The 6,888-nt window shown below is 39.9% G+C and carries 5 protein-coding genes and 1 riboswitch; of the genes, 4 read left to right on the forward strand and 1 reads right to left on the reverse strand.

The window, feature by feature from the left end; translation table 11 throughout:
- Positions 1–494: 494 nt before the first annotated feature.
- Positions 495–1,862 (forward strand): alanine/glycine:cation symporter family protein, encoded by a 1,368-nt coding sequence (locus AACQ83_RS18365; protein ID WP_112879060.1) that lies wholly within the window; start codon positions 495–497, stop codon positions 1,860–1,862.
- Between the two features lie 45 nt (positions 1,863–1,907).
- Here AACQ83_RS18365 and AACQ83_RS18370 read toward each other — a convergent pair whose 3' ends face one another.
- Positions 1,908–3,392, reverse strand: a complete 1,485-nt coding sequence (locus tag AACQ83_RS18370; RefSeq protein WP_112879061.1) for an aldehyde dehydrogenase family protein — start codon at positions 3,390–3,392, stop codon at positions 1,908–1,910.
- Positions 3,393–4,200: 808 nt separating this feature from the next.
- On the opposite strand from AACQ83_RS18370, the gene AACQ83_RS18375 reads away from it, so the two are divergent.
- From AACQ83_RS18375 to AACQ83_RS18385, 3 genes are all read left to right on the forward strand, one after another.
- Positions 4,201–4,491: a hypothetical protein gene (locus AACQ83_RS18375; protein ID WP_158537794.1), complete on the forward strand. Its 291-nt coding sequence runs from the start codon at positions 4,201–4,203 to the stop codon at positions 4,489–4,491.
- Between the two features lie 272 nt (positions 4,492–4,763).
- Positions 4,764–5,096 (forward strand): DUF6694 family lipoprotein, encoded by a 333-nt coding sequence (locus AACQ83_RS18380; RefSeq protein WP_112879063.1) that lies wholly within the window; start codon positions 4,764–4,766, stop codon positions 5,094–5,096.
- A 164-nt stretch (positions 5,097–5,260) separates the two neighbouring features.
- Positions 5,261–5,432, forward strand: a riboswitch (M-box (ykoK) riboswitch).
- Positions 5,433–5,506: 74 nt separating this feature from the next.
- Positions 5,507–6,577 carry a magnesium transporter gene (locus tag AACQ83_RS18385; RefSeq protein WP_112879064.1) on the forward strand — a complete coding sequence of 357 codons (1,071 nt, stop codon included), beginning with the start codon at positions 5,507–5,509 and terminating at the stop codon, positions 6,575–6,577.
- Positions 6,578–6,888 lie beyond the last annotated feature (311 nt).

The raw sequence follows: 6,888 nt of genomic DNA on the forward strand, positions 1-6,888 counted from the left end.
TAGAAAAATATCACATATATTTTCTATTGTTCTTTTGGCTGATGTAATAAATACATTTCGGATAGTGGTTTGTTTAAAAGGAAAAACATGATAGGTAGAGCGAGCAAGATATTCTCATAAAAATCGCTGATAATTTATACTCAATGATTTATTTCTTAAAAAATTGCTTTTAAAAATAATATTAATCAGTTCATTAATTGATAAAAAACGGAGTATAAAGAATAATGTTTTGTTTTGATTAGTTTAAGTAATTAAATATTCTAGTAAATTATTTTGATTAAGGGAACGGTTTATACCTAAATATTTTTTAATGTATTGGGCGTGATAAATTTTTGAACATTCTAATCTTAAAATTCTATCAAGTGATATCACTCACAAGTATCAAATCTTTTTCCATTTTTACGAAATTTTTTCTCGCATATTTTCTATAAATATTCTTTATTAAGTTGCTGCGAATATGTTGTTATTTTGTTATGAAACATCCGAGGGAATATATGGGATTAATCACAGAATGGCTGAGTGCTATTAACGGGGTAGTATTGGGAGTACCGATGATGGTCGGTCTTTTGGGGGTTGGGTTGTTCATGCAGCTCCGCCTCTCTTTTCTGCCTATACGTAAATTGGGAACGGGTTTTAAATTACTATTTGAGCGTAATCATCAGCGGGGAGAAGGGCAGATATCGCCATTTAACGCACTGATGACTGCGCTTTCTGCCACCATAGGAACGGGTAATATCGCTGGCGTGGCTACCGCAGTTGTATTGGGTGGGCCAGGTGCACTGTTTTGGATGTGGATAACTGCATTAGTGGGCATGGCAACCAAATATTCAGAGGCGGTACTGGCAGTCCGTTTCCGTGAGGTTGACAAAAACGGTCACTATGTTGGTGGCCCCATGTATTACATAAAAAACGGTTTAGGTAAAAAGTGGGCTTGGTTGGGGACGTTGTTTGCGGTATTTGGCAGTATTGCTTGTTTCGGTATCGGTAATACCGTACAGGCGAATTCTGTTGCTGATGTGCTGCAAAGTAACTTTGGCGTTTCTACCATGGTAACGGCCATCGTATTGGCAATTCTAGTTGGTGCAGTGCTTATTGGGGGTATTAAACGTATTGCTGATGTAGCAGGTAAATTAGTGCCATTTATGACGATTGCCTATCTTGCTGCCGGGATTATTGTTCTGGGGATGAATTTCAGTGAAATTCCCGCTGCATTTGTTCTGATTGTTAAATCTGCATTTACACCTGTTGCGGCACAAGGTGGCTTTGCGGGCGCAGCAGTGTGGGCGGCAATTCGTTTTGGTGTAGCTCGTGGCATTTTCTCTAATGAAGCGGGATTGGGAAGTGCGCCGATTGCTCATGCAACAGCTAAAACTCAAAACCCGATTCGCCAGGGGTTGATCGCTATGCTAGGTACTTTCATCGATACTATTATTGTTTGTTCTATCACTGGTTTAACTATCGTCATTACTGGTGGTTGGTTGAACGGTCAGACAGGTGCGACATTGACAGCGACTTCTTTCGCTATGGCGATTCCTGGTGGCAACTATATTGTTGTGGGCGCTCTGGTAATATTTGCCTTTACCACAATTCTTGGCTGGAGTTTCTACGGTGAAAAATGTACTCAGTATCTATTTGGGCAAAAAGCCATTACGCCTTTCCGTGTAGTATGGATTATTGCTTTGATGGTAGGTGCTACTCAGTCATTGGATTTTGTCTGGTTATTGGCGGATACATTGAATGCGATGATGGCAATACCGAACCTGATTGCATTAGCATTGTTAAGCCCAGTTGTTTATCGGCTGACGAAAGAACATATTAACGATGTGAATGCAGATGGTGTTGATATTAAAGAAAAAATTTGAATAAAAGCCTTCCGTTTGGAAGGCTTTTCTCATCACTGATTGAGATTATTCTTCACTGGTTTTGATATAGATGTTTTTGACCTGAGTGTAAGCATCCAACATCATTTTGTGTGTTTCTCTGCCAATGCCTGATTTTTTGTAGCCACCAAATGGGGCGTGAGCTGGCAGTTCATGGTAAGTGTTAATCCACATACGGCCGGTTCTGACAGCTTTAGCTACGCGTAGTGCTCGGTCGATATCCTGTGTCCAGACAGCACCAGCCAGGCCATAATCAGAATCATTTGCCATTCTGATGACGTCTTCTTCTTCGCTGAATGGAATCACTGTCAATACAGGGCCAAAAATCTCTTCGCGCGCGACTCGCATGTCATTAGTGACATCGGTAATGATGGTTGGTTGGATAAAGAAACCATCGTCATAACCTTTTCCAGTGATGCGTTTACCACCCGTGAAAATGGTTGCACCCTCTTTTTTCGCAATTTCCACGTATCCGAGAATTTTTTCCATTTGTTCCTGGCTGACTTGGCTTCCCATCTGAGTTTCTTTTTCCAATGGATCACCAACCTGGATGGATTCGAATTCTGCTTTCAGCGATTTGAGGAATTCATCATGAATATCTTTATGTAGGAACAACCGGGAGCCTGATTCACACGCTTGACCCTGATTCAGCAAAATAGCTTTGGCCGCATATTTTACTGCTTTTTTCATATTGGCATCAGGGAAGATAATATTGGCTGATTTACCACCAAGCTCCAGTGTTGCAGGGATCAGCTTTTTGGCTGCGGCTTCGGCCACGGTATAACCTACTCTGGTGGAGCCAGTGAATGCCACTTTTTCGACATCTTCATGATCCAGAATGGCTTGACCAACGACTGAACCACGACCTGTAACAATGTTAACCACCCCGGCTGGCAGGACTTTATCCAATATTCGGCCCAATTCAAGCAGAGTGATTGATGTCAGTGTTGCCGGGTTAATAACAATGGTATTGCCCGCTGCAAGAGCAGGAGCCAGTTTCCATGCTGCCATCAGTAGTGGGAAATTCCAGGGAATTACCTGTCCGACAACCCCAATGGGTTCACGGATCACCAAGCTAAGTGTATTGGTATCCAGAACTGAAGCTTCATCGGTATGGGAACGGATCACACCCGCAAAATAGCGGAACTGGTCAATGCTGGCTGGTAGATCCATATTCAGGGATTCATGTAATGGTTTGCCAGTATCCAGTGATTCAAGGATGGCAAAACGTTCTTGTTCTGCTTCTAGTAAGTCAGCAATTTTCAGCAAAGCTGATTGTCTTTCGATTGCGGAGGTTTGACTCCAGGCGTGGAAGGCTTTTTTTGCAGCGCTGACAGCAAGATCGACATCTTCAGCATTACCGGATGCATATTCAGCCAGTAGTTCTCCTGTCGCCGGGTTATAACTTTTGGTCGTTGCTTTGGATACACTATCTACCCATTGCCCACCAATAAGCATTTTGTAGGATTCAACGGGCAACATCGATTTCTCAATATCATGTAATCGTTTCATTAACATACTCCGAGTACTTTGGTTTAAGAATAGTTACATCAAGAATCTATTTCGTTGGATTATTTTATTTTTGTTAGTAAAGAGCGAATGATTCCTCACAGCTCATCTATACCCGTTATCTTTCAAGTTGCCTCTTTGTTGGCTGCACTCGCTCACCCCGGTCACATAGTTTGCTATGCTCCCGGGGATTCACTCCCTTGCCGTCTCGATGCATCTTGAAATCCATAGGGTATATACCCGTCATCTTTCAAGTTGCCTCTTTGTTGGCTGCACTCGCTCACCCCGGTCACATAGTTTGCTGTGCTCCCGGGGATTCACTCCCTTGCCGTCTCGATGCATCTTGAAATCCATTGGGTATAGTTTCATTATGTGAATATATTTGTGTTTTATATTTATTACTTAACCGAATTTATCTTGTCATGTTTTATATTTTTTTTGACATCAACTATAGTAGATTACAAAATAATAGATGTCTATTAGCATGTTATATAAAATATTAGGTATATTAACGAACGGAAATTATAAGCAAAGGGTGCGATTAAATATCCGTTGGAATATACCAACGGATTGAAAGGCAATATTATTTTGCTGTAACCTAGAATACCCCGTTACCATCAAGGGAGGTAAAAGTTTTATGCAGGTATAGGCTGTCAGCTTGTGGATCGATATCTTCAAATAATTTCGGATGCAGGAATTTAGCAAAGATAACCGGGATACTCGATTTTTCGACGCTAAATTAACCTTCCGGCCAGCAACGTCCTTGACTGTAATGACTTTTGCTTGCGTAAAGACAGGCAGTAATATCAATATGGCAGTCAGAATATATTTTGCAGTGCAGTGGATGATTGCCATTATTTCTCCTTTATTTTCGGTGCTGGTTTTTAAATGGTTAAGCGAGGCGATAAACGCAAGTATGATCTCATCTAATTGTGATGGTTCCAACTACATTATTGGTCTGAATATCGGCAGTTACTGTGGTCGTATCTGGATCTGTCATGTTGTCGGTTGGTCGGGTGTTTTAAGCATTTGGTCGATTTGGCAGAAAGTCGTTTTTTATGTTGTTGAAGAAATAACAAATGATCGTATTTTGGCATCGTAGCTGCTAACCACAAAGATAATTATTCTGGAATAACATGATGAGAAATTTCATTTTATTTGCTATTTTTTATCAATTTGCTAATTATATACCCAATGGATTTCAAGATGCATCGAGACGGCAAGGGAGTGAATCCCCGGGAGCATAGCAAACTATGTGACTGGGGTGAGCGAGTGCAGCCAACAAAGAGGCAACTTGAAAGATAATGGGTATAAACGGTTTATTGTTTCTGCTTCTGTTATTATTCCCTTGTCTAATATTCTGTGGGGATGAATATGAAAAGATTGTTAGTAATTTGTTTGTTAGGATGCGTATTAGCTGGCTGTGATAGCCAACCTAAAATGGATGCTTCTAATGAAATTGCGTTGAAAGCATCCATTGAAAAAGTAAGAGATAGGCTACCAGATGATAAAAAAGTGAAGTTTGATGAATCAATTCAATCGGCTATGTTTAATAGTATCGATTTTAATGATTTGGTTAAATCAGGTTCTAATAGTGACATGAAAGAATCGAAACAAAAGTTTTATAAATTGCTGGATGGTAAAACGGCTGACCAATTGATTGCTGAAGTTGAAAAAATTGAGTCTAAGAGATCAAAAAATGAATAACTCCTTCATAGGATTATTCTTATTAAACGGCAAGGGGTGGAAATTTATGCCGTTTTTTTATTATCATCATAAACTTAAATGAAACTTAAATGAAATTTAAACAAACTAACTTTCAATTTTGAGTTATTACGACTTTTGTTTACAATGTGCGCCGCATTCTAAGTGCAGTATCTCGTTAGGCGAGGCTCCTATACAAACACAGGTTGCTGATCTGACGACGTCGAGAGACGCCCAAGATTAGGACAGGATATATCGAACCAAGGTATATCCCCATGTAACTTTCTGATAATTCAGGATACGTTGTATAGTGCTAAAACCGAGACGTAGAGATAGTCGTTGTATTCTCTCATCTGGTTTCGCCCCTATGTGAGTGCTGTTTGAAGTTCACAACAGTAATAGGGACCAACATCATGAAAATCACATCCCATGAAAAAATGGATGCATTAGCGATTGCTAATCATTCTATTAATGAAATAAATGCTGATCAGCAGCGGAAACATCGATTGAAAAATGAAGAGACAACGGTCAGCGCATATATGAGCCAATGTTTCATTTCTGTATCTGTTGCTGATTCTGTTTTGTCGGTAAAAAGTCATTTGATTGATCAGCTTGAAGGTGAGCAGATCCCAACTTACTTATATGTTATTGATGCTGAAGGCTATCTTAATGGCATATTACCGGTGAAAGTGTTATTAACTGTAGCCGATGATTTATTTGTGTCAGATATTATGAGGCAAAGCTATTTTTCCGTATCACCGGAACAGTCGCGTCATGATGTTTATAATTTGATAAATCACAGTGGTATGGATAGTGTCCCGGTTACTCATTTTGGCAAATTGGTTGGGGTACTACGATCGCAGGATATTGCTGAGTTGGTTGAAGATGAAAATACGTTGGATGCTCATTTGCAGGGGGCAACTTTACCTCTGGAGCAGCCTTATCTTAGTACCAGCCCAATAACATTATGGCGTAAGCGTGTCGGGTGGTTATTATTGCTATTCGTTGCAGAAGCTTATACCGGTGCTGTGCTTAAAGCATTTGAAGATCAATTGGAAGCGGTAATTTCTCTCGCATTTTTCATTCCGTTATTAATAGGAACGGGGGGCAACAGCGGGACGCAAATTACCTCAACTTTGGTCAGAGCAATGGCATTGGGGGAAGTGAGTTTGCGTAATCTATGGGCTGTGTTACGTAAAGAGATTTCCACTTCATTTTTAGTTGCAATAACGATAGGTTTTGCCGCGCTTATCCGTGCCTGGGTATTAGGTGTCGGTATTGAAGTGACGATTGCTGTTAGTTTGGCCATCATTGCAATCACCCTCTGGAGTGCCATTGTTTCTTCCATTATTCCAATGGTATTGAAAAGGCTATCTATTGATCCGGCTGTTGTATCCGCTCCTTTTATTGCCACGTTTATTGATGGTACAGGGCTGATTATCTATTTCGAAATAGCGAAATTAGTGATGACAGAACTCGTTTAAAATTACCAATAAGATGCCCATATTTATTGGGCATCTTATTGATTTAAAAGGAGTTTTATCTGTGTTTTTATCTGTAATGGTAATTAAAAATTCTTGGTTTTCTGTTTATATTGTTAGATGAAAGAATTTTTTAATATCTTTTTATTAGGAGTGTAAATAGGATTTTATTTAAATTAACTTAATGGGCAGATTCGACTAATAAGTGCAATTTTTCAGAAGGGCGGTCAGTTGCTATAGTAGGCATCTTTCTCGCCAAAGGAAAATGCACTATGGCCTATACACAACTGACCGAAACAGAAAGATACCAGATT

The sequence above is a fragment of the Photorhabdus sp. S10-54 genome (genome assembly GCF_963878145.1).
Lineage (GTDB): Bacteria > Pseudomonadota > Gammaproteobacteria > Enterobacterales > Enterobacteriaceae > Photorhabdus > Photorhabdus kayaii.

Excerpts from the sequence above, each read along its gene's own strand:
- AACQ83_RS18375 (WP_158537794.1), top strand. The coding sequence starts at position 4,201 with ATGGCAGTCAGAATATATTTTGCAGTGCAGTGGATGATTGCCATTATT.
- AACQ83_RS18370 (WP_112879061.1), bottom strand. The coding sequence starts at position 3,392 with ATGAAACGATTACATGATATTGAGAAATCGATGTTGCCCGTTGAATCC.
- AACQ83_RS18385 (WP_112879064.1), top strand. The coding sequence starts at position 5,507 with ATGAAAATCACATCCCATGAAAAAATGGATGCATTAGCGATTGCTAAT.
- AACQ83_RS18365 (WP_112879060.1), top strand. The coding sequence starts at position 495 with ATGGGATTAATCACAGAATGGCTGAGTGCTATTAACGGGGTAGTATTG.
- AACQ83_RS18380 (WP_112879063.1), top strand. The coding sequence starts at position 4,764 with ATGAAAAGATTGTTAGTAATTTGTTTGTTAGGATGCGTATTAGCTGGC.